At 68.9% G+C, this 21,159-nt stretch carries 26 protein-coding genes; 8 read left to right on the top strand and 18 right to left on the bottom strand.

What is annotated here, in order from left to right:
• Positions 1 to 258 precede the first annotated feature (258 nt).
• The 6 genes from NC7_RS04910 to NC7_RS04885 form a co-directional block, all read right to left on the bottom strand.
• Positions 259 to 948: a response regulator gene (locus NC7_RS04910; protein ID WP_067979437.1), complete on the bottom strand. Its 690-nt coding sequence runs from the start codon at positions 946 to 948 to the stop codon at positions 259 to 261.
• Positions 945 to 2,183 carry a sensor histidine kinase gene (locus NC7_RS04905; RefSeq protein WP_067979434.1) on the bottom strand — a complete coding sequence of 413 codons (1,239 nt, stop codon included), beginning with the start codon at positions 2,181 to 2,183 and terminating at the stop codon, positions 945 to 947. Before NC7_RS04905 ends, NC7_RS04910 begins: the two co-directional genes overlap by 4 nt.
• Before the next feature lie 131 nt (positions 2,184 to 2,314).
• Positions 2,315 to 2,617 (bottom strand): winged helix-turn-helix transcriptional regulator, encoded by a 303-nt coding sequence (locus tag NC7_RS04900; protein ID WP_255285038.1) that lies wholly within the window; start codon positions 2,615 to 2,617, stop codon positions 2,315 to 2,317.
• Positions 2,618 to 2,791: 174 nt separating this feature from the next.
• Positions 2,792 to 3,139: a DoxX family protein gene (locus tag NC7_RS04895; RefSeq protein WP_067979430.1), complete on the bottom strand. Its 348-nt coding sequence runs from the start codon at positions 3,137 to 3,139 to the stop codon at positions 2,792 to 2,794.
• A 134-nt stretch (positions 3,140 to 3,273) separates the two neighbouring features.
• Positions 3,274 to 4,011 (bottom strand): phosphoglyceromutase, encoded by a 738-nt coding sequence (locus tag NC7_RS04890; RefSeq protein WP_067979428.1) that lies wholly within the window; start codon positions 4,009 to 4,011, stop codon positions 3,274 to 3,276.
• Complete coding sequence (locus NC7_RS04885; RefSeq protein WP_067979425.1) at positions 4,008 to 4,910, bottom strand: ROK family protein; 903 nt, start codon at positions 4,908 to 4,910, stop codon at positions 4,008 to 4,010. The genes NC7_RS04890 and NC7_RS04885 overlap by 4 nt, the downstream gene beginning before the upstream one ends.
• 189 nt (positions 4,911 to 5,099) lie before the next feature.
• Between NC7_RS04885 and NC7_RS04880 the strand changes: the two genes are divergently transcribed.
• Positions 5,100 to 6,275 (top strand): lipase family protein, encoded by a 1,176-nt coding sequence (locus NC7_RS04880; RefSeq protein ID WP_236573119.1) that lies wholly within the window; start codon positions 5,100 to 5,102, stop codon positions 6,273 to 6,275.
• A 43-nt stretch (positions 6,276 to 6,318) separates the two neighbouring features.
• Here NC7_RS04880 and NC7_RS04875 read toward each other — a convergent pair whose 3' ends face one another.
• From NC7_RS04875 to NC7_RS04860, 4 genes are all read right to left on the bottom strand, one after another.
• On the bottom strand, positions 6,319 to 6,813 hold the full coding sequence (locus tag NC7_RS04875) for a type III secretion system chaperone family protein (RefSeq protein WP_067979420.1): 495 nt from the start codon (positions 6,811 to 6,813) through the stop codon (positions 6,319 to 6,321).
• Positions 6,810 to 8,168: a D-inositol-3-phosphate glycosyltransferase gene (gene mshA / locus NC7_RS04870; protein WP_084457971.1), complete on the bottom strand. Its 1,359-nt coding sequence runs from the start codon at positions 8,166 to 8,168 to the stop codon at positions 6,810 to 6,812. The genes NC7_RS04875 and mshA overlap by 4 nt, the downstream gene beginning before the upstream one ends.
• Positions 8,169 to 8,324: 156 nt before the next feature.
• On the bottom strand, positions 8,325 to 9,317 hold the full coding sequence (locus tag NC7_RS04865; protein ID WP_067979445.1) for an alpha/beta hydrolase: 993 nt from the start codon (positions 9,315 to 9,317) through the stop codon (positions 8,325 to 8,327).
• 339 nt (positions 9,318 to 9,656) lie between these two features.
• Entirely contained in the window at positions 9,657 to 10,478 is an 822-nt protein-coding gene (locus NC7_RS04860) for an alpha/beta fold hydrolase (protein ID WP_084457964.1), read from the bottom strand.
• An 81-nt stretch (positions 10,479 to 10,559) separates the two neighbouring features.
• Here NC7_RS04860 and NC7_RS04855 point away from each other — a divergent pair, with 81 nt between their 5' ends.
• Complete coding sequence (locus tag NC7_RS04855) at positions 10,560 to 11,300, top strand: SDR family oxidoreductase (RefSeq protein ID WP_067979414.1); 741 nt, start codon at positions 10,560 to 10,562, stop codon at positions 11,298 to 11,300.
• 77 nt (positions 11,301 to 11,377) lie between these two features.
• On the top strand, positions 11,378 to 11,848 hold the full coding sequence (mscL, locus tag NC7_RS04850; protein ID WP_067979412.1) for a large conductance mechanosensitive channel protein MscL: 471 nt from the start codon (positions 11,378 to 11,380) through the stop codon (positions 11,846 to 11,848).
• Here the strand turns inward: mscL and NC7_RS04845 are convergent.
• Positions 11,838 to 12,971, bottom strand: coding sequence for a UDP-N-acetylmuramate dehydrogenase (locus NC7_RS04845; RefSeq protein WP_157101844.1), 1,134 nt, complete (start codon positions 12,969 to 12,971; stop codon positions 11,838 to 11,840). The genes mscL and NC7_RS04845 overlap by 11 nt on opposite strands.
• Between NC7_RS04845 and NC7_RS04840 the strand changes: the two genes are divergently transcribed.
• From NC7_RS04840 to NC7_RS04830, 3 genes are read left to right on the top strand one after another with little or no spacing between them, the layout of a single operon-like run.
• Positions 12,970 to 13,455: a DUF2505 domain-containing protein gene (locus tag NC7_RS04840; RefSeq protein ID WP_067979407.1), complete on the top strand. Its 486-nt coding sequence runs from the start codon at positions 12,970 to 12,972 to the stop codon at positions 13,453 to 13,455. The two genes, NC7_RS04845 and NC7_RS04840, sit on opposite strands and share 2 nt — an antisense overlap.
• Before the next feature lie 48 nt (positions 13,456 to 13,503).
• On the top strand, positions 13,504 to 14,028 hold the full coding sequence (locus tag NC7_RS04835) for a DUF2505 domain-containing protein (RefSeq protein WP_067979404.1): 525 nt from the start codon (positions 13,504 to 13,506) through the stop codon (positions 14,026 to 14,028).
• A 10-nt stretch (positions 14,029 to 14,038) separates the two neighbouring features.
• Positions 14,039 to 14,842 carry a methylase gene (locus NC7_RS04830; RefSeq protein ID WP_067979402.1) on the top strand — a complete coding sequence of 268 codons (804 nt, stop codon included), beginning with the start codon at positions 14,039 to 14,041 and terminating at the stop codon, positions 14,840 to 14,842.
• A 64-nt stretch (positions 14,843 to 14,906) separates the two neighbouring features.
• On the opposite strand, the gene NC7_RS04825 is transcribed toward NC7_RS04830, so the two are convergent.
• Positions 14,907 to 15,515 carry a type IV toxin-antitoxin system AbiEi family antitoxin gene (locus NC7_RS04825; protein WP_067979399.1) on the bottom strand — a complete coding sequence of 203 codons (609 nt, stop codon included), beginning with the start codon at positions 15,513 to 15,515 and terminating at the stop codon, positions 14,907 to 14,909.
• 105 nt (positions 15,516 to 15,620) lie between these two features.
• Here NC7_RS04825 and NC7_RS04820 point away from each other — a divergent pair, with 105 nt between their 5' ends.
• The gene (locus NC7_RS04820; RefSeq protein WP_067979395.1) at positions 15,621 to 16,352 is read left to right on the top strand and encodes an LmeA family phospholipid-binding protein; all 732 of its coding nucleotides are present in this window, start codon (positions 15,621 to 15,623) and stop codon (positions 16,350 to 16,352) included.
• Here NC7_RS04820 and deoC read toward each other — a convergent pair whose 3' ends face one another.
• A complete protein-coding gene (gene deoC, locus NC7_RS04815) occupies positions 16,353 to 17,012 on the bottom strand; it encodes a deoxyribose-phosphate aldolase (RefSeq protein WP_067979392.1) in 660 nt (219 codons plus the stop codon).
• 70 nt (positions 17,013 to 17,082) lie between these two features.
• On the opposite strand from deoC, the gene NC7_RS04810 reads away from it, so the two are divergent.
• The gene (locus NC7_RS04810) at positions 17,083 to 17,610 is read left to right on the top strand and encodes a GNAT family N-acetyltransferase (RefSeq protein ID WP_067979391.1); all 528 of its coding nucleotides are present in this window, start codon (positions 17,083 to 17,085) and stop codon (positions 17,608 to 17,610) included.
• A gap of 2 nt (positions 17,611 to 17,612) precedes the next feature.
• Here the strand turns inward: NC7_RS04810 and purU are convergent, their stop codons facing one another.
• The 5 genes from purU to NC7_RS04785 all read right to left on the bottom strand — a co-directional run bounded on the left by purU (position 17,613) and on the right by NC7_RS04785 (position 21,104).
• The gene (gene purU / locus NC7_RS04805; RefSeq protein ID WP_067979388.1) at positions 17,613 to 18,503 is read right to left on the bottom strand and encodes a formyltetrahydrofolate deformylase; all 891 of its coding nucleotides are present in this window, start codon (positions 18,501 to 18,503) and stop codon (positions 17,613 to 17,615) included.
• A 20-nt stretch (positions 18,504 to 18,523) separates the two neighbouring features.
• Positions 18,524 to 19,576 carry an alpha/beta fold hydrolase gene (locus NC7_RS04800; protein ID WP_067979443.1) on the bottom strand — a complete coding sequence of 351 codons (1,053 nt, stop codon included), beginning with the start codon at positions 19,574 to 19,576 and terminating at the stop codon, positions 18,524 to 18,526.
• Positions 19,577 to 19,649: 73 nt separating this feature from the next.
• On the bottom strand, positions 19,650 to 19,922 hold the full coding sequence (locus tag NC7_RS04795; RefSeq protein WP_067485839.1) for a DUF2516 family protein: 273 nt from the start codon (positions 19,920 to 19,922) through the stop codon (positions 19,650 to 19,652).
• A 94-nt stretch (positions 19,923 to 20,016) separates the two neighbouring features.
• The gene (locus tag NC7_RS04790; RefSeq protein ID WP_067979385.1) at positions 20,017 to 20,658 is read right to left on the bottom strand and encodes a heparin-binding hemagglutinin; all 642 of its coding nucleotides are present in this window, start codon (positions 20,656 to 20,658) and stop codon (positions 20,017 to 20,019) included.
• Positions 20,658 to 21,104: a helix-turn-helix domain-containing protein gene (locus NC7_RS04785; RefSeq protein ID WP_067641944.1), complete on the bottom strand. Its 447-nt coding sequence runs from the start codon at positions 21,102 to 21,104 to the stop codon at positions 20,658 to 20,660. Before NC7_RS04785 ends, NC7_RS04790 begins: the two co-directional genes overlap by 1 nt.
• Positions 21,105 to 21,159: the final 55 nt, after the last annotated feature.

Raw genomic sequence — 21,159 nt, 5'->3', positions numbered from 1 at the left:
AATGCTGTCATGGCGGACTGGTGGGAATCCTGTTCAGGGCGGGCGTCACTCAGGTCCGCAACGTACTCCACTCCCCGCACCACAGCACCACTCGAGCGTGGTCACGGCGGACTGCCGGGAATGCTATTCGGGCGGCATCGCTCAGGTCCGCAACGTACTCCACTCGCTGCCCCAACAGCACCACCCGAGCGCGGTCATGGAGGGCCGGTCGGGTGGGGCTGGGAGTGCGGTTGTGGCGGGCTGGGTTTCGGGGTGGGGTTAGGCCTCGAGCTTGTAGCCCAAGCCACGCACGGTTACCAGGTGTTCCGGCTTCGCCGGGTCGGCCTCGATCTTCGAGCGCAGACGCTTGACGTGCACGTCGAGGGTCTTGGTGTCGCCTACGTAGTCCGCGCCCCAGACTCGGTCGATCAGCTGACCACGGGTCAGCACGCGGCCCGAGTTGCGCAGCAGGTACTCGAGCAGGTCGAACTCCTTGAGCGGGAGGGTGACCTGTCCGCCGTTGACGTGCACCGTGTGGCGATCCACATCCATTCGGACCGGCCCGGCCTCGAGGACACCGTTCTCGCTGCCGGAATCGAGCTCGTCCCCGGCCCCGCGACGCAGCACCGCGCGGATGCGGGCGATGAGCTCGCGCGCGGAGTACGGCTTGGTGACGTAGTCGTCGGCGCCGAGTTCGAGCCCGACGACCTTGTCGATCTCACTGTCGCGCGCGGTCACCATGATGACAGGCACGCCGCTGCGGGTGCGCAGCTGCTTGCACACGTCGGTGCCGCTCATGCCGGGCAGCATGAGGTCGAGCAGGACGATATCGGCGCCGGAGCGGTCGAATTCGGCCAGCGCGGCGGGCCCGTCACCGGCGATGGTGACGTCGAAGCCTTCCTTGCGCAGCAGGAACGCCAGCGGATCGGCCAGCGACTCCTCGTCTTCGACGATCAACACACTCGTCATCTGCGTGCCTCCACACCGTTCGTTCGTCCAGCGGGATTGCGCTGGACGATGGTTTCTCTCGTGGCGGGCTCGGGCGTCTGCCCGGCATCCTCGTCCCCATCGGTTTCCAGATGGGCGGGGATGCGCAGGGTGAACGTCGAGCCGGTGCCAAGTTTGCTCCACAAGGTGATCTCACCGTTGTGGTTGGCCGCCACGTGTTTGACGATGGCCAGGCCGAGCCCGGTACCGCCGGTCGAGCGGGAGCGAGCCTTGTCGGAGCGGAAGAACCGCTCGAACACCCGTTCCTGGTCTTCTTTCGCGATGCCGATGCCGCGGTCGGTGACGGCCATCGCGACGTGATCGCCGCGCAACGAGCGGCTCACCGACACGTGCGAACCCTGCGGCGAGTACGCGATGGCGTTCTCCACCAGGTTCGACAGCGCGGTCACCAGCAGCGTTTCGTCGCCGAGCACTTCCAGCCCGCTCGGCCGGTCGGTGCTCACGGTGATGCCCGCGGCTTCGGCGGCGGTGCGCGAGCGGTCGACCGCCTGCTGCACCACCGTGTCGACGTCGACGACGGCCAGGTCGGGCAACTTCTCCGCACCCTGCAACCGCGACAGCGCGATCAGCTCGGTCACCATCTTCCCGAGGCGCCGGGACTCGGCGAGCACCCGGGAGCCGAAGTGGCGCACCGCGTCGGGATCGTCGGCGGATTCGAGCATGGCCTCGGCGAGCAGGCTCATCGCGCCGACCGGCGTCTTGAGTTCGTGGCTGACGTTGGCGACGAAATCGCGCCTGGTCGCCTCCATGCGGGCCTGCTCGGAGTCGTCGTCGGCGAACAGCACGACGAAGCTGGTCTCCTCGCGGGAGAGTTTGCGGGCGATCCCGCGCACCGCGATGCGGCCGCGACCGGGCGACGGGTTCTTCGCGGTGAGGTCGAACTCGGCGGATTCGCCGGTGGCGAGGACTTTCTCGACCGCCGACCAGGCCCGTTCGTCGAGCAGCCGGTTGCGGACCAGGCCGAGTTCCTCGGCGCGTGGGTTCACCAGCACCACGTCGCGGTATTCGTCGACCACGGCGATGCCGCTCTCGGAGGCGAGGACGATGAGGTCGAGCACCTGCGACATGGTGAGCCCGGTGTCCTCCTGGGTCCGCGCCGCCTGCCTGGCATTGACGTAGGGGATCAGCAGGCCCCCGACTGCCAGTCCGACGACAGCCGCGAGGACTGCCAACAGCACGGCCTGCGGAACGCTCACGATATTGATCGTACGAGTGCACACCGACTTCCCGGCGCCGGGTGGGGTGAAGTTTCGCGCAGGTCACGGGCCCTTGGGGTGGTGTTCGTCCCCCGTTCACCCAGCGGGCACCCGGTGGGCCGCCGGGCGTGTCAGGGCTCGGTTTCGCCGTGCGGCGCGGCGTTCACCTCGGCCCCGTGCACCTCGACCCATGCACCGAGCGCATGAATCGGGACGAGCAGATCGCGGCCGGATCCGGTGAGTTCGTATTCGACGCGTGGCGGCGCTTCAGCGTACCGACGCCTGCGTACGAGCGTCATCCGTTCCATCCGCCGCAGTGTCTGCGTCAGCATCTTCTGGCTGATGCCGCCGATGCCCGCGAGAAGTTCGCTGTGACGTTGCGGACCATCCCTGAGCATGTACACGACCACCGGCAACCACCTGTTGCCGAACAGATCGACGCCGAGTCCGGCCGGACAGTCGGCCTCGAAATCACCATAGGGAGCGAAGCGGGCCGGTTCGGTCGCCTGTCGAATGTGGCAGCACCGTGAGGCACCCGGAGGTGCCTGTCGAAATCTCCAGCGTCGGCGGGGCCGGTGCCGCTCGGGCGCCGACGCCCGTGCGAATTCCTAGGCGGCAAGCCCCAATCCGAGCGCCACCGCGACCGGAGCCAGGTACAGCACCGGAAACGCGACGGTCTTGTACGAGCGGGCCCGCAACACCGTCACCACCGCCCCGGTGAAATAGAGAATCAGCCCTACCGCCGCGGCCACTCCGACCACCGGCGCCCACAGCCCGACCAGCAACCCCACCGCCCCAGCCCCTTTGGCGACACCCAACGGCGTCCACCAGCTCTCCGGCACCCCGTAATCAATGAGCGGATCGACGACGAAAGCCGCCCGACGAAGCAGCGAGAACGCCGAGAACCCCACCCAGAGCGCGGCGACGACGGTGACGATGACGTAGGCGGTGGACATGGCACTCTCCTTCGGCGACCGCGCTTCTCGCGGTATCTACCGAACCGACGACACAGCGTCCCGGAGTGTGACATCGGACGAAACAACTCGGCCCCGCATCGAACGCGCGATGCGGGGCCGACGTCGTCGAACGACTACTTCCCGCCCTGGTTGGCCACGGCGGCCGCGCCCGCGGCGGCGGCTTCGGGGTCCAGGTATTCGGCGGGCTTGATCGGGCGCAGGTTCTCGTCGAGTTCGTAGCGCAGGGGGATGCCGGTGGGGATGTTGAGGCCGGAGATGTCCTCGTCGGAGATGCCGTCGAGGTGCTTCACCAGGGCGCGCAGGGAGTTGCCGTGGGCTGCCACCAGGACCGTTTTGCCGGTGCGCAGTTCCTTGGAGATGGTGTTCTCCCAGTACGGGATCATGCGGGCGACCACATCTTTGAGGCACTCGGTCTTGGGGACCTCGATGCCCGCGTAACGGGGGTCGCCTTCCTGGCTGTACTCGTTGTCGTCAGCGATGGGCGGGGGCGGGGTGTCGTAGCTGCGCCGCCACAGCATGAACTGGTCCTGGCCGTACTGTTCGCGGACCTGCTCCTTGTTCTTGCCCTGCAGGTCGCCGTAGTGGCGCTCGTTGAGGCGCCAGTCGCGGATCACCGGGATCCAGAGGCGGTCGGCGGCGTCGAGCGCGTTGTTGGCGGTGCTGATCGCGCGGCGCAGCAGCGAGGTGTAGACGATGTCGGGCAGCACGTCGTGCTCGGCGAGCAGCTCGCCTGCCCGCTTGCCCTCGGCGATGCCCTTGTCGGTCAGGTGCACATCCACCCAGCCGGTGAACAAGTTGAGGGCATTCCATTCGCTCTCGCCGTGGCGCAGCAGCACGAGGGTGTAGGTCATGGGCGGTATTCTGCCACCTCGTCGATGGCGAGCACGCCCGCGCCGACCAAGGTGGCCCCCTCGGGCAGCGCCGACGGTGAAACCGTCAGTGAGTGGATGAATTCGAGGCGCGCGTGCCGGTCGACAGCGTCGCGCAACGGCCCCCACAGCGGTTCCCCGGACTCGGCGAAGCCGCCGCCGACCACCACGCGGTCCACGTCGAGCAGGGCCGCCGCGGAACAGACGGCCCGGCCGAGCGCTGTCCCGGCCCGGGCCAGCGCGGCGACGGCGACGGGTTCGCCGTCGTGCGCGGACCGCGCGAGTTCGATCCCCGTCGCACCCGCCCAGCCCTGCGCACGCGCCCAGCGCACGCTCGACATTCCGCTCGCCACCGCCTCCACGCATCCGAATCCACCGCAGGCACAGGGTGTTTCATCGCCGGGCACGATGATGTGACCGAGGTGACCCGCGTTGCCGGTGCGCCCGCGCAGCACCCGTCCGTCGGCGAGCACACCGCCGCCGACCCCGGACGACACCGTCAACGCCAGTCCGTTGTCGAGCCCACGCAACCCGCCGACCCGGTGTTCGGCGAGCACGAGACACGCGCCGTCGATCGCGAACCGCACGGCCGTCCCGGGGAACAGCGCGCGCACCCGGTCGACGATGGGGAACCCGGCGCGCCACTGGGGGAAGTTCAGCGGCCGGGTCACCCCGGCGGGCACGTCGACCGGCCCGGCCGACCCGATGCCGACCGCGCGCACCGCGTTGTCGCCCGCCACAGCGAGCAGTAACTCACGACACACCGCCCACGGGTCGTCCACGGCCACCGGCGCGCGCCGCACCGAGTGCACGGTGTAGTCCGGATCGACCACTCCTACAGCGAATTTCGTGGCTCCGATGTCGAGTGCGAGGACAACCATCGCCTACTCCTGTCTGTCCGTGCGCGCCCGGTTGAGCAGCCACGACCCATCCGCCGATGTGAACGCTCACAAAAATGTGGCGGTGGACACTTTGACTAGTGGTTGCTCCACACCGCCGGTTTTCGTTGGATACTTCGTCCCGGGTCGGGTCATTCCGTTGGGCTGCGTTACCGATGATGAAGGAAAGTTGTGTCGAAATTAGTAGTTCTGGTGTTGAGCCTGCTCTCGGTAAGCTTCCTCGCCGCTCCCGCGGGTGCCAACCCGCTGTACCCGACGCCCGATCCCGACCCGTTCTTCACCGCACCGGCCGACATCGCCGCGTCGGCCCCGGGTGACGTGGTCCGCACGCGCCGCATCGACACGATGCTCTACCCGGGCACGGAAGGCTGGCAGGTCGCGTTCCGTTCCACCAACTCGGCGGGCGACGCGATCATGGGCGTGACCACCGTCTTCATGCCGATCGGCGTGCAGAGCCCGCCGCTGGTTTCCTACCAGGCGCTGATCAATTCCATCGGTACCCGGTGCAACCCGTCGAAGTCGCTGTTCAACGGTGAGCTGCAGGACGCGCCCGGCGCGATGCTGCCGATCGGCCGCGGCTGGGCGGTGTCGGTGCCCGACTACCTCGGCCCGACCGTCGCCTACGGTGCGGCGCGGATGAGCGGCATGGTCACCCTCGACAGCGTGCGGGCGGTGCAGAAGGTCACCGAGCTCGGCCTCGGCGGTTCGCCGGTGGCGCTGGCCGGGTACTCGGGCGGCGGCATGGCCACCGCGTGGGCCGGTGCGTTGCAGCCGGAGTACGCCCCCGAGCTGAAGCTGGCCGCGGTGGTCGCCGGTGGCATCCCCAGCGACCTCGAACTGATGGCCGACGCCCTCGGTTTCGCACCGCACCCCGGTTTCGGCCTGGCCTTCGCGGCCGCCATGGGTATCGAACGCGAGTACCCGGACCGGGTGCCGGTGTCGGATCAGCTCAACGAGACCGGCCTGTGGTTCCGTGAGTTCACCAAGGACGCCTGCCGTCGCTTCCTGCTGTTCCACGGCATCTTCCGCAACGCCGAGCAGATGGCCGCGTCGAAGGAACTGCTGTCGAGCCAGGTGGCGCGTGGTGTGCTGCGCGAGAACAGCATCGTGCACTACGAGGGTGCCCCGGCCGCGCCGACCTACATCTGGCAGGGCCGCTACGACACCCTCACCCCGTACGGCCCGGTCGCCGAGACCGTGTCGCACTGGTGCGGTGCGGGCGCACCGGTGAAGCTGGCGACCTACGACATCGCCGAACACATGACGGCGGCGGTGGCCGGATTCGTCGACGCGTGGAATTACGTGGAGTCCCGCTTCCGTGACGAACCGGTGCCGACCACCTGCTGAGAAGGACCCGAACGCGGGTGCCGCACAACGGCACCCGCGTTTTTCATACCTTGTCGGCCTCGTCGATGAGATGTTCGAAGGCGCGCAGGTTCTTCAGCGACTCTCCGCGCGAGACGCGCCACTTCCATTCCTTACGAATGGATTCCGCGAAACCGAGCTCCAACAGCATGTTGAAGTCGGTGTCGACGGCCTCGAGGATCTGACCGAACACGCGGTCGAGTTCGTCGGGCGTCACCGATTCGCTCGACATACGACCGACCAGATAGATGTCGCCGACGTTGTCGAGGGTGTAGGCCACACCGTAGAGGCGACGGTTGCGGCGCAGCAGGTACTTGTAGACGCCTTCGAAGTTCTCGTCGGGTTTGCGGCAGACGAAGGACTCGATCCGCACGCCGTGCTTGCCGACGGTGAGCATCACCGTGGTCTTGAGCTTGCGTTCGCCGGGCAGCACCACGATGAACGTGTCGTCACCGTGGCGGGTGTATTCGATCTCCCGGTCGCGCAGTGTCTCGTCGATCACCTGCGATACGGCGCTCACCTGAGTACTCCTGTCCGGCGCCGCCACAGCGCCCGCGATCTGGCCTGATTCGTCTCGCCCGCGCGCAGAGCGATCGGGTTGCGTTCGGCGCGCATACCCGCGATCGCGGCGGCGTAACTGTCGAGCAGCCCTTCGGCGGTGTGCGCCCAGGAGAACCGGCTCGCGTGCGCGACCGCCGTGGCGCCCATGCTGCGCAAGCGGTCGGGGTCGTCGAGCAGGGCGGCCAGGGCGTCGGCCCAGTCGTCGGTGCGGTGACTCGGCACCAGCAGGCCCGATTCACGGTGTCGCACAGCGGTTCCCAGTCCGCCGACGTCGGCGGCGAGCACGGGGGTGCCGCTGGCCTGCGCCTCGATGGCGACCAGGCCGAAGGACTCGTTGTAGCTGGGGACGGCGACTACGTCGGCCGCGCGGTACACCTGCACGAGGCGGTCGGCGGGCTGCGGCGGCAGGAAGGTGACCTGCTCGGCGATGCCGAGGTCGGCGGCCAGTTCGATCAGGGCGTCGGGGCGGGCCAGGCCGGTGCCGGACGGTCCACCGACGATCAGCACGCGCAGCGCGCGGCGCGGGTCGCGGGCCAGCAGCTCGGCGGCCGCGCGGACCAGCACATCGGGGGCCTTGAGCGGCTGGATCCGGCCGACGAACGCGACGACCTGCTCGTCGGCGCGCAACCCGAGCTCGGCGCGGGCGGCGAGTTCGTCACCGGGGCGGTAGCGGCCGAGGTCGGCGCCCGGTGGGACCACGTCGATGCGGTCGCGGGCGGCGCCGTAGAGGTCGACCAGCTGACCGGCCTCGTCGGCGGTGTTGGCGACCAGCCGGTCGGACTCGGCGATCACCTGCTTCTCCCCGATCACCCGGGTTTCGGGTTCGGGGGTGTCGCCCTCGGCGAGCGCCAGGTTCTTCACCGCGGCCAGCGTGTGCGCGGTGTGCACCAGCGGTACCCGCCAGCGGTCGCGGGCGAGCCAGCCGACCTGACCGGACAGCCAGTAGTGCGAGTGCACGAGGTCGTAGTGGCCGGGCAGATGGCGGGCCTCCTGCCGCAGCACCTCGGCGGTGAACGGGCACAGCTGGGTGGGCAGTTCGTGTTTGTCGAGCCCTTCGAACGGTCCGGCGACGACGTGGCGCACCAGCACCCCTGGCGCGGCCTCGACGACCGGCGGCAGGTCCGAGGAGGTGGCCCGGGTGAAGATCTCCACCTCGGTGCCCCGGGCGGCCAGCTCGAGCGCGGTCTGCCACACGTAGACGTTCATCCCCCCGGCGTCGCCGGTGCCGGGTTGGGCCAGCGGGGAGGTATGCACCGACAGCACCGCGATACGGCGGGGCTGAAGTTCAAGGCGTCGCTGACTCACACCTTCCAGTGTGCACGCCGCGACGCCGCCGATAACATCCCTACCGGGATCGGTGACGGCCATCACAGCCGTGCGGTGAGCGAGTTCACGCACCGATCGACATCGAGCCTGCCCGATCCAGGCAGCGCCCGCCAGCGATTTTCGGACGTCGCGTTCGGCCGGTGCTCAACGGTTGAGCGCCGACTCGAACTGCGGCCACGAGGTGTGCAGATCCTCCTGCCAGTAGCCCCACGAGTGGGTGCCGGTCGGGCGCAGGTTGATGGTGGCCGGGATGCCGAGCGACAGGAACCGGTCGCGCAGTTGCCGGGTGCACTGGTTGGTGACGGCTTCGAGGGTGGCGCCGAAGGCCAGCTGATAGGCGAGCTGGATGGGGTCGGGTTGGACGGCCGGGTTGTCGTACGGGCCGGGCAGACCGGTGCCGGAGGAGATGTAGACCTCGGTGCCGCGCAGCGATTCGGCGTGCAGGTACGGATCGTGGGCCGACCAGGCGGGGTCGGTCGGCGGACCCCACATGTTCGCCGCGTTCCCCATCCGGCTGCCGACGACGGTGCGCACGATCGCCTGTCCGCGCAGGTCGCTGGTGCGCACGCACCCGCTGTAGGAGCCGATCGCCCGGTAGAGGCCGGGTTCGGCGAGGGCGAGCTGGAACACCGAGGTGCCCGCCATCGACAGTCCGGCGATCGCGTTGGCACCGGTGCCGCCGAATTCGGCGTCGACGAGCGGCGGCAGTTCCTTGGTGAGGAAGGTGGTCCAGCGCTGTTTGCCCAGCACCGGGTCGTCGCGGCGCCAGTCGGCGAAGTAACTGCCCGCGCCGCCGAACGGGATCACCACGTTCACCTGTTTGTCGCGGAAGAACGACACCACATCGGTGCGATCGAGCCAGTTGCCGTCGGCCCCGCCGCCGACACCGTTGAGCAGGTACAACGTGGGCGCCGGTTTCGACGGGTCGGCGGCACGCAGCACCCGCACCCGGTTGACGCTGTCCATGGCGGGCGAATACACGCCGATATCGATGGTCGCGTCGGCTTCCACACGTCGATCATCGATCCGCGCCCGCTCGATCGGCTCGGAAATCCCCTGGCCCGCCGCCGTTCCCGTGGCGAGCATCGCGGCCAGCGCCGCGATGACGATCCGAACCCCCAACGCCCGACAAGACATCATCGAACTCCGATCGCCGAATCCTGTTCCTGATTCGTGATTCAACGACATATCCGAACGCTACACACGCTTTCGGAAAATCATTGTGACGATCCCCAGAAGATTTTCCGTGAATCTGTGCGGATAGTTCGCTACCGGAACGATCTCGATCACGGGCTTATCACGCCCGTGCAATCCGCCTTGACGACCAGCGCTCTAGCTGCGGGAACAGGAGTCGGATCACGGGGTATTCAGCGGACACCAGCCGCACCGGAAGCAATCTTATTACAGCCTAAAAATAGACCCGTCGGATTGGTTTCGGGCACAGCCGGGCAATCCCCCATGACGGCTTCGGGGAATTCAGTCCAGGGCGTCGACGAACTCGCTCAGCTCGGCGACGAACCGCGCCCGGTCCTCGATGAACAGTCCGTGCTGGGCACCCTCCCAGAACGATCCGCGCGCGCCGGGCACGTTGTCGACGATGTAGCGCCCGTTGTCGGCGGGCACGACCGGATCGGCGGTCCCGTGCAGCACCAACACCGGAATGTCCAGGCCACGAAGGGTTTCGGTGTTGTCGATGGTGCGGTAGAACAGTGCCTTGCGCACCGAGGGCGCGGTGGCGAGGCTGCCGCCGAACAACCGCTGCGCGTCGACACCCTTGTCCTCTCCCGGCCCGGTGTTCGCGTTGCCGAACACCGCGAACGCGCGCACCGCCCGACCGGCCGACTCCTCGAAGACGCCGGGAATCGCCTTGTCCATCGCGGGTCCGGTCGCCGCGCCAGGCACGCCGGGGCCGATGTGGGCGAGCGAGCCGGTGTAGATCGCGGCGGCGACCGCGCCGGTGCCGTAGGTGGCGAGATAGTCGGTGGCCACGATGCCGCCGTAGGACCAACCGAGCAGCACGGCACCGGCGTCGATGCCCTCGGCGGCCAGCACGGCCGCCACGTCGGCGGCCCAGGCCTTCGGGTCGTCGTACACGCCGGGATCGTCGGAGTAGCCGTGGCCGCGCAGGTCCACCGCGATCACCCGGTAGCGCTGGGCGAGGTCGTCGGCGGCGGCGCCCCAGCAGCGCAGGTTGCCCGCCCAGCCGTGCAGCAGCACCAGCGGCCTGCCCGTCTCCGGACCGGTCACCCGGTAGACGATCCTCGTTCCATCGGCGCTGACAGCATCACGAATAGCCATGCCGACAGGCTAACGCCGGTATCACTCACCCTGATCGGAGCCGTGGCGACGGCGAAACGGCGACGAATAGGATCGGTGGCCATGAGTACTCGCACCGCCGTCGTCACCGGAGCCAGCTCGGGCATCGGGGAAGCCACCGCCCGAGAGCTGGCCAAGCAGGGCTATCACGTCTACGTGGGGGCTCGCCGGTTCGACCGCGTGCAGCGGCTCGCCGAGGACATCGGCGGCACCGCACTGGAACTCGACGTCACCTCCGAGGACTCGGTGCGCGCGTTCACCGACGCGGTGGAGCGAGTCGACGTGCTGGTCAACAACGCGGGCGGCGCCAAGGGCCTCGCACCGGTGCTCGAGGCCGACCTCGACGACTGGCGCTGGATGTGGGAGACGAACGTCGTCGGCACCCTGCGCGTCACCAAGGCGCTGCTGCCCAAGCTCATCGCCTCCGGCGACGGCCTGATCGTCACCGTCACCTCGGTCGCCGCCCTGCACACCTACGACAACGGCGCCGGTTACACCTCCGCCAAGCACGCGCAGGGTGTCCTGCACCGGACGCTGCGCGGGGAACTGCTCGGTCAGCCGGTGCGGCTCACCGAGATCGCGCCGGGCGCGGTGGAGACCGAGTTCTCGCTGGTCCGCTTCGACGGTGACGCCGAGCGCGCGGCCAAGGTGTACGAGGGCATCGACCCGCTCTACGCCGAGGACATCGCGCAGATCGTCGCCTTCGCCGCGAGCAGGCCGCCGCACGTCAACCTCGACACGATCGTGGTGAAGCCGCGCGATCAGGAGGGACCCGGCCGGTTCTCCCGGCGCCCGGCGAACTGAAACCGCAGGTCGTGAGCCTGACCACGATTGTTTCCGACAATTCGCTGGGCGTATGACTCGCCATTAGCATCCCTGTAATGGGCAAAGTCAAGTCGGTCTTCGACGGTTTCAAGAACTTCCTGATGCGCGGGAACGTCATCGATCTCGCGGTCGCCGTGGTGATGGGCACCGCGTTCACCGCGGTGGTCACCTCGGTCACCAAGGGTGTCGTCAACCCGCTGCTCGCGGTGTTCGGCTCGACCAATGAGCTCGGCCTCGGCGTGCAGCTGGTCGCCGACAAGCCCGCCACGTTCATCGCGGTCGGCCCGATCATCACCGGACTCATCGACTTCGTGATGGTCGCGGCGGTGCTCTACTTCGTGCTGATGCTGCCGATGAAGACGCTGAAGAACAAGTTCGGCACCACCAAGGAAGCCGAGCCGACCGAGACCGAACTGCTCATCGAGATCCGCGACCTGCTGGCCAAGCAGCAGGGCCTCGATGCCAGCCAGGCCGCCGCCCTGAGCACCGAGCAGGCCAAGAAGGACCCGGCTCAGGTCACAGACTGATCCCGACGGTCACCGGTTCCGGTTCGAGCACGATGCCGAAGCGGTCACGCACTCCGTCGCGGACCGTGCGGGCCAGGGCGACGATGTCGGCGGCGCCGGCCGAGCCCCGGTTGGTCAGCGCGAGGGTGTGTTTGGTCGACAGGCGCGCCGACGCCTGCTCACCGGGGAAACCCTTGGCGAAACCGGCACGTTCGATGAGCCAGCCCGCGGAGAACTTGGTGCCCGACGGCGCCGGGTAGGTCGGCACGGTCACCTCGCCCAGGTGGGCGGTGATGGCCGCGAGGACCTGGTCGAGCCGGTCGTCGCCGACCACGGGGTTGGTGAAGAACGAGCCCGCGCTCCAGGTGTCGTGGTCGGCGGGGTCGAGGACCATGCCTTTGCCCGCGCGCAACCGCAGGACCTCGTCCCGCACCCGCGCCGCGGGCCGGGACTCGCCTTCGCCCGCGCCGAGCACCCGGGCCAGCTCGCCATAGCGCAACGGCGCGCTCATACCGCTGGGATCGAGGGCGAACTCCACGGCGAGCACCACGGCGACGTCGCTGTGCTTGAGCACGCTGGTGCGATAGCCGAAACCGAGTTCGGCCGGGTCCGCCCAGCGCACCGCACCGCTCGCCCGGTCGAGCAGCCGCACCCGGCGCAGCAACGACTCCACCTCGACGCCGTAGGCGCCGACGTTCTGCACCGGCGTGGCGCCGACCGAACCGGGGATCCCCGACAGGCATTCGAGCCCGCCGAAACCCGCCCCCACCGAGGCCGCGACGAGTTCGTCCCAGTTCGCGCCCGCCTCCGCGAGCACCGAGTCGGTGCCGAACTCGACGCCGGTGTTGCGCACCCGCACCACCACACCGTCGAACCCGGCGTCGTCGATGAGCAGGTTCGACCCACCCGCCACCAGCAGCAGCGCGATCCCGGCGGCGTCCAATGCCCGCACGGTCGCGACGAGCGCCTCGGTGCTGTCGCATTCGGCGACCAGGGCGGGCCCGCCCACGCGCAATGTCGTCAGTTCCGCGAGCGGCACCGCGGGGCGCACCAGCGCACCGGTCTCGGCCAGCAGGTCACGCAGCTGTTCGGGGGACACCACCCGTGTTGTTCGCACGTCAGAAGACGGTACCGTGTCGCACATGGCTACACCTCTGGCGTTCACGGCCGGTTATACGCATTCCATCGACGCGGTGCGCGCCGCGTACTCCGATGAGCAGTACTGGAAGGCCCGCATCGCCGAGGTCGGCGGCCCCGGTGCCCGCCTCGACTCGCTGACCGTCGACGGCGATCAGGTCCGCGTCCAGCTGGTGCAGTCCATCCCCGCCGACCAGCTCCCGCCCGCCATCACCGCCGTGCGCCCCGGCGACCTGGTGATCCCGCGTACCGAGCAGTACACCGGAACCACGGGCAGCTTCGAGGCCCACGTCGACGGCGCCCCCGCCACCGTCCGAGGCACCGTCACGTTGACCTCGACGGGCACCGGTTGCGAAGGCACCGTCACCGGCACCATCGAGGTGAAGATCCCCCTCTTCGGCGGCAAGATCGAAGCCGCCATCGCCGAACGCCTCACCGAACTGCTGAGCAACGAGGCCACCTTCACCGAACAGTGGCTCGCCACCAAGTGACACCGGTCCGGGGCGCTCCTCGGGAGTGCCCCGGTAACGTGTCAGGACATGGCACGTCGACTGGACTACTCCGCCCGTTACCCGCTGCACACCACTGAAGAGCTGTACGCGGCCCTGCGGAGCAGGGACTACTGGGAAGCGCGCGTGGCGGAGATGCGCAAGTACGCGCCGCACAACGAGGTGATCAGCCACGAGGTGAGCGACGACGGCATCGACGTGGTGCTCGCGCACACGCTGCCCAGGGAGATGCTCCCGGAGATCGCGCAGACGGTGATGCGCAAGGACATGGTCATCACTCGCAAGGAGAGCTGGGGTCCGTTCGACCACGACGAGACCGAGGGCAAGTTCTCCGCTTCGATCCCGGCCGGTCCCGGCAGTCTCAACGGCACCATCCGCCTGTTCCCCACCGAGACCGGCGCCACCATGCGCTTCTCCCCCGTCGCCAAGGTGTTCATCCCCATGGTCGGCCCGCGTTTGGAACAACTGATGCTGGTGAACCTGGTCGACCTGTTCCGCGCCGAGCAGGAGGAAACGCTGCGCTGGCTGGAGACGGCCGCCAAGAACCCGGTCTGATCCTCGTCCGATGACCGGCACGAGGAGGACGGTGCCGGTCGGCACCATCACGCGCGGCACCACCGGCGTCAACCGGTTGCGCCGCTGCGATCGTTGGCTGGTCAACGACGACCTGGTGCGCACCCGCCTGGGCGAGGCCGCCGACCCGCTCGTGGTCGACCTCGGTTACGGCGCGGCGGGCTGGACCACGATCGAACTGGCCGCGCGGCTGCGCACCGTGCGCCAGGACCTGCGCGTGGTCGGCCTCGAGATCGACCCGGCCCGCGTGCTGCCACCCCGCGAGGGCGTGCGTTTCGCCCGCGGCGGTTTCGAACTGGCCGGTCTGCGCCCGGTTCTGGTCCGCGCCTTCAATGTGCTGCGCCAGTACCCGGAGGACGCGGTCCCGGGCGCGTGGGCGCGGATCCAGTCGAATCTGGCGCCCGAGGGTCTGCTCGTCGACGGCACCTGCGACGAACTGGGCCGCCGCAGTGCCTGGGTGCTGCTCGACCGGCACCGCCCGCTCTCGCTCACCCTCGCGTGGGACCCGTTCACCGTCGAGCGCCCGTCCGATGTCGCCGAGCGGCTGCCGAAGGTGTTGATCCACCGCAATATTCGCGGCGAGAAGGTGCACGCCCTGCTCGCCGCCGCCGATCAGGCCTGGGAGCGCAACGCCGCACTGGCACCCTTCGGCCCGCGTATCCGCTGGCGGGGTACGGCGGAGTTGTTGCGTGCCAACGGGTTCCCGGTGCGCGCCTACAACCGACGGATGCGTGATTGCGTGCTGTCGGTGCCGTGGGATGTCGTCGCCCCGAACGGGTGGCCCGCAGACCAGTAACGTCGGCGAACACGCGCACCGGCCGGATCGCGCGATGCCACCGCGAGCCCACTCGGCCGGAAAGTCAGTGCGCGAGCAACGCCCGCCGCATCCGTCCGGCCGCGCGCGGAGCCAACTGCTCCCCACCCCAACGGATTTCGTCGACAGCACACCGGTGGATGGCGATGGCATCGGCCACCACCTCGTCGAGCGCCGACTGCGCGATCTCGGTTTCGGCCAGATCGAGCACCGTCCGCGCCGGAGTGGTCACCAGGAACGAGCCCGCCGATTCCGTCGCCGCCCCGGCGAGCTTGCGGCGAGTGAGCACCAGTCGTGGTGTCACCGGTGGCCGCCCCGCCGACACCGACAGGTGCAGGAACCGTGGCCGCAACCGTCCGAGCCCGTGCAGTTCGGCCGCGCTCTGATACGACACCACCGCGGCGCCGTCGAACCAGGCCGCCCACATCGCGTATTCGTCGAGTGGACCCGGCCGCCACTGCGCCAACCGCAGCATCCCGACCCCCGACCTGGTCACCGATCCGTCGGCCAGCGCCGCCCGCACCCGCTGCTCACAGCCGGTGCGCAGCACCTGCCTGGTGGTGAAGAACCCCGCGTGCCGTCCGGCGAGCCGCCGCAGCACCCGCCAGCGATGTTCGGTGGTCCCCGCCATCCGGCGCGCTGCCTCGCCAGCCATTCAGCCATGCTACGCCGCGCGCAGTGGTCCAGGTCACAGATTGCTGTGACGGCTTTCATGACCTCCTCAGAGCGGACACAGAAAAATCGGGAAGAATTCAGTGCCATGAGCACCCAGACACCCCAACGCCCGAAGGTCCGTCGGCGCACGCTGGTGATCGCGTTGGCCGTGGTCGCCGTGCTACTGGTCGGCACCATCGCGGCGACCGAAGCCTATGCCCGCCACCAGATCTCACGCTGCATCAGCAGCCAGTTCGAGCAGGAGATGGGCTCGAGCATCGACGTGAGCTTCGGCCCGAAACCGATGCTCATCACCTACCTCGACGGCAAGGTCGGGTCGGTGCGCATCGACAGCGAGGACAACAAGTTCGGTCCGGCCGTCGGCATGGTGGTGCACGCGAAGTTCGAGGACATCGAACTCACCGATCGTGGGCGCGGCGGCGCGACCGTCGGCGGCTCGGAGGCCGAGGTGACCTGGAACAACGACGGCATCCGTCAGACTCTCGGCACGATGGTGAGCGGGGTGAGCTCCTCGGCGAGCACCGACACGCTCACCCTCGACGTGCTCGGTGGCCTGGCGCAACTGCAGGTGCGGCCGATGGTCCGCGACGGCAATGTCGAGGTGGAGACCACGTCCGCGCAGTTGCTCGGCATCGGCCTGCCGACCGATCTGGTGCAGGGCATCGTCGAGACGTTCACCCAGAGCCTGCAGAGCTACCCGCTGGGGCTGCGCGCCGAGAAGGTCGACGTCACCGATGACGGTGTGGTCGTCCACCTTTCGGGCGGGCGAACCGTCCTGGAGAGCTCCGGGCGCGGCGACGCCGAGCTGCGCTGCTGATCAGTCGGGAAAGCCGTCGAGCACGGCCGCCGATCTCGACAGCCCGAGCCGGGTGGCGCCCGCCTCGATCATCGCCGCCGCGTCCTGCGCGCTCCGAATTCCGCCACTGGCCTTGACACCGAGCCTGCCGCCGACGGTGTCGGCCATCAGCCGCACCGCGTGCGCACTCGCGCCACCGGCGGGGTGAAAACCGGTCGAGGTCTTCACGAAATCGGCCCCGGCCTGCTCGGCGGCCCGGCAGGCGCCGACGATCGCCTCGTCGGTGAGCGCGGCCGATTCGATGATGACCTTCAGCACCGCCCGGTCCTCGACCGCCTCCCGCACGGTGATGATGTCGGTGAGCACCGCCGCGTAGTCACCGGCCACCGCCGCGCCCACGTCGATCACCATGTCCACCTCGGCCGCGCCGCTGTCGACGGCCAGGCGCGCCTCGGCACCCTTGACCAGCGAATGATGTTTGCCCGAAGGGAATCCCGCGACGGTGGCGACCACAAGCCCCGGCGCGCGCACCGGAAGCATCGACGGTGAAACGCAGATCGCGTACACGCCGAGTTTGCGGGCCTCGGCGATCAGGTCGTTCACCTGCTCGGGGGTCGCCTCGGGAGCGAGCAGGGTGTGATCGATCATGGCGGCCACGTCGGCCCGGGTCAGCGACGTCATGGGAGCGAGTCTGACACATCGGCACAGAACTCCATTGCGCACGCGTACCCCTATCCGGGACACTTGGACCGTGTTGATTCGTCGCGAGACCCCTGCGGATGCCGCGGCGATCGCCGCGATCCAGCGCGCCGCTTTCGCCCCGCACTACCTCGGCGATCCGACCGTCACCGAACCGCCGGAACCCGCGCTGATCGAGGCCCTACGCGCCGACGAATCGTGGATGCCTACGTTGTCGCTGGTCGCGCTGGCCTACGACACCGTGGTCGGGCACGTCTGTCTCACCCGGGCGGGCATCGGCCCGTTCCCGGTGCTGGCCCTGGGCCCGCTCGGCGTCGATCCCGACCACCAGAAGTCCGGTGTCGGCTCGGCCCTGGTGCACGCGGCGCTCGGCGCCGCCGACGCCCTCGACGAATCCGTGGTCGGCCTGGTCGGCGATCCCGACTACTACTCGCGCTTCGGTTTCGTGCCGGGCGCGCGCCGGGGCATCGTCCCCGACCAGGCGGACTGGGCCGACTACTTCCAGGTCCGGCCGCTCGCGGCCTACGACCCGGCGGTCACCGGCGAATTCCGCTACCCGGCACCGTTCTACGACCTGTAGGTCTACTCGAACACCACGGTGCGCCGCCCGTGCACCAGCACCCGGCCCTCGAGGTGCCAGCGCAGGCCGCGAGCCAGCACCACCCGTTCGATGTCGCGGCCCTGACGGACCATGTCGGGCACGTCGTCGGCGTGGTCGACGCGGATCACGTCCTGCTCGATGATCGGGCCCGCGTCCAGTTCGGCGGTGACGTAGTGGCAGGTCGCCCCGATCAGTTTCACGCCCCGGTCGTAGGCCTGGTGGTAGGGGCGGGCGCCGACGAACGACGGCAGGAAGCTGTGGTGGATGTTGATCGCCCGGCCCGCCCAGTGCTCACACAGCGAGGCGGGCAGCACCTGCATGAACCGGGCCAGCACCACCGCGTGCGGGTCGTGCACGTCGACCAGTTCACGGACCTGCTCGAACGCCGGACCACGCTGCGCCGGATCCTTCGGAAACGGCACGTGGTGGAACTTCACCCCGTGCGCCTCGGTCATCGCGGCCAGGTCGGGGTGGTTGCCGATGACCGCCTCGATGGTCGCGGGCAGCTCACCCGCCCCCGCGCGGCCGAGCAGATCGTGCAGGCAGTGCCCGTCCTTGCTCACCAGCAGCACCACCCGGCGGCGGGCGCCGGTGTCGTGCAGCTGCCAGTCGGTCTCGGGACCGAACTCCGCCGCCACCTCGGCGAACCGGGCGCGCAATTCATCGATGCCGAACGGCACCGTCGCGGCCTTCACGGCCTGCCGGGTGAAGAACCAGCCGATGTCACCGTCGGAGTGGTACCCGGCCTCCACGATCGAGCCGCCGAAATCGGCGATGAACGAGGAGATCCTGGCGATGATGCCGGGCCGGTCGGGGCAGCCGAGCGTCAGCACGAACCGACGGTCGTCCGAGGTCACAGGGGCAGAACTCATCCCCTCATCCTCGCAGGCCCTCAGGCGTAGGCGCGGGCGGGCTCGCGGACGGCGGCGAGTACTTCGCGCAACTCCCGGTTGAACAGGTCGTAGCGCTCCACATTGCCCAGGTGCCCGGTGGGTAGCACCGTGAACTTCGCCAGCGTGCCCGCCTTGCTCAACAGCTCGGCGAGGCGCTCGGCGTGGATGGCCGGGGTCATGTCGTCGCGGTCACCGGCGAGCACGGTGGTCGGCACGGTGAAGTTGCTCGCGGCGTCGCCCAGGTGCAGCGCGGCCAGCAGCAGGCCGTAGCGGGACCGGGTCATCATCGGGCATGCGCGCACCACCGACAGGGCGTAGCTCAGCTTCTCCGGGGTCGTGTCGAGAGTCATCACCTGACGGGCGAAGATCCAGCGCACGGGCGCGATCGGCGGGAACACCACGGGGGTGCCGAGGATGAGCTTGCCGAGCCAGTCGGGCGAGGGCAGGGCCCGGCCGCGCAGCAACCGCAGCGGCTTGTTCAGGCCGGGAACCATGGTCGACACCTCGACCAGCGAGTGCGCGCCGGTGTTGGTGAGCAGCACGGCGGCGGCCTGCTCGGCGACCCGCTCGGGGTAGCGACCGGCCCACGCGATGAGCGTCATTCCGCCCATGCTGTGGCCGACGAGCACCGCGCGCTGGCCGGGCAGCAGGGCCGCGTCGAGCACGTCGCACAGGTCGTCGGCGAGCAGGTCGGTGCTCGGGCGCGCGTAGCCGTTGGTGCTCTCACCGTGGCCGCGCTGGTCGTAGGCGATCACGCGGTATTCGCCCGCGAAGGCGTTGATCTGGGCGTTCCAGTATTCGATGGAACAGGTCCAGCCGTGGGCGAACACGATGACGGGTGCGTCGACCGGGCCGTAGGCGTGCACGCGCAGCCGGGCGCCGTCGGCGGTGACCACCGGGATCACCTCGTGCGGGACCGTCGGCGGATCGAAGGCCGCCACGCCGTGGGTCCGGGTCCGCAGATCGGCCCGGTGGGCAGCCAGTCCGGCCTTGATCCTGGTGGTCACGGTATCGACCAGATCGTTCACGGCCGCGGGCAGCATTGCGCGCATCGACACACTCCTTTGTGTTACTCATAGAAACAGTAACACCGGGAGCGGTCGACCGCGAGGGGTCGGGCGCGATCTACCAGCGCGGCCCGCGCTGCACCTCGTCGACCTTCGGCCGCACATCGGCCAGGTACACACCGGTCGCGATGATGGCGATGAACGAGGTGAGCATGCCGAACCCGCTGATCCCCAGCAGCAGGAACACCAGCGCGCCCGCCAGGATCGCCAGCCAGATCGGCTTGGTCATCTTGTCCACAGCGGTGAACGCGTCCGGCCGCTGACGCACGGCATGGATCAGCGCGAACACCGTCGCGCCGAAAGCTGCCAGCCACAGGACCAGCAAAATCATCCCCGTCACTCCATGCACCACATTCACTCCCCCATCATACGAACAGCAGCCCCGCACACCAGGGGTGTGCGGGGCCGCTGCGCGCGCTGAAGAGTTACGCCTTCTTGGGGGCGGCCTTCTTCGCGGGGGCCTTCTTGGCCGGGGCCTTCTTGGCGGCGGGGGCCTTGGCCGGAGCGGGCTCGTCGGTCACCGCGACGACCTCGGCCTCGACCACAGCGGCGGCCTCGGCGGCAGCGGCCTGCGCCTCTTCCTTGCCACGGCCGAGCAGGTCGTTGACCTTGGCCAGGGCTTCCTCGGCGCGGGTGGAGGCGTCCTTGTACAGCGACTCCACGCGACCGATCTGCTCGTCGACGGCCTCGTTGGCACGCAGCCGCTCGACGGTCTCCTCACCGCGCACGGCGAGGTCGGCGTAGATGTCGAGGGCCTGGCGGTAGTACTGCTCGGCCAGCTTGCGCAGCTCCTCCGGGGTGAACTTCTCACGCAGCTCGGCGAGGTCCTCCGGCAGCTCCGAGGGCAGACCGGCGAGGCGCTCACGGATGCTGTCGAACTGGGCCTGCACGTCGGCGGGCACGTTGGCGATACGCTCGCGGGCCTCTTCGACACGGGCCTTGGCATCGGTGGTGGCGACGCGCTCACGGACGTCGGCGACCACCTCGTTCACGGCGGTGTAGATGGCATCACCGGCGCCGACGGTGGCGAACAGCGGCTTGGTCACGGTAGCGGTCTTCTCGGTCATCAGTCTTCGCTCTCCTGGTGTGGCGGAGTGTCAATTGTCGTGAACGAAACGTCGCTGTCCCGTTCGTTCCCCCCTGAGCCGGTTTCTTCCCCGTTTTCCCGGCGAAACGACTCATAGATTTCCAGCAACACCTGTTTCTGCCGTTCGGTCACCGAAGTGTCCGCCAGCAGGGCGTCCCGGACCGGGCTGTGCGGGCGCTGTTCCAAATATCCGGCCCGCACATACAACACCTCCGAAGAAACCCGCAGCGCCTTCGCGATCTGCGCGAGTACTTCGGCGGAGGGGTTACGTAATCCGCGTTCGATCTGACTCAGGTACGGATTACTCACCCCCGCCAGGGCGGCAAGTTGACGCAGGGACACCTGCGCTGCTTCGCGCTGGGACCTGATGAACCCTCCGATATCTTGAGCAGCGTGTACCACTCGGTTCTCGGGCTGGTCTGCCATCACTCACCTTCTGGCGTTGTACGGTCAATACTAGGTCAGGGTGCTAGCTCTTGCA

The organism is Nocardia caishijiensis NBRC 108228 (genome assembly GCF_001612825.1).
Taxonomy (GTDB): Bacteria; Actinomycetota; Actinomycetes; order Mycobacteriales; family Mycobacteriaceae; genus Nocardia; species Nocardia caishijiensis.
This window is presented reverse-complemented; position numbering and strand designations above follow the sequence as displayed.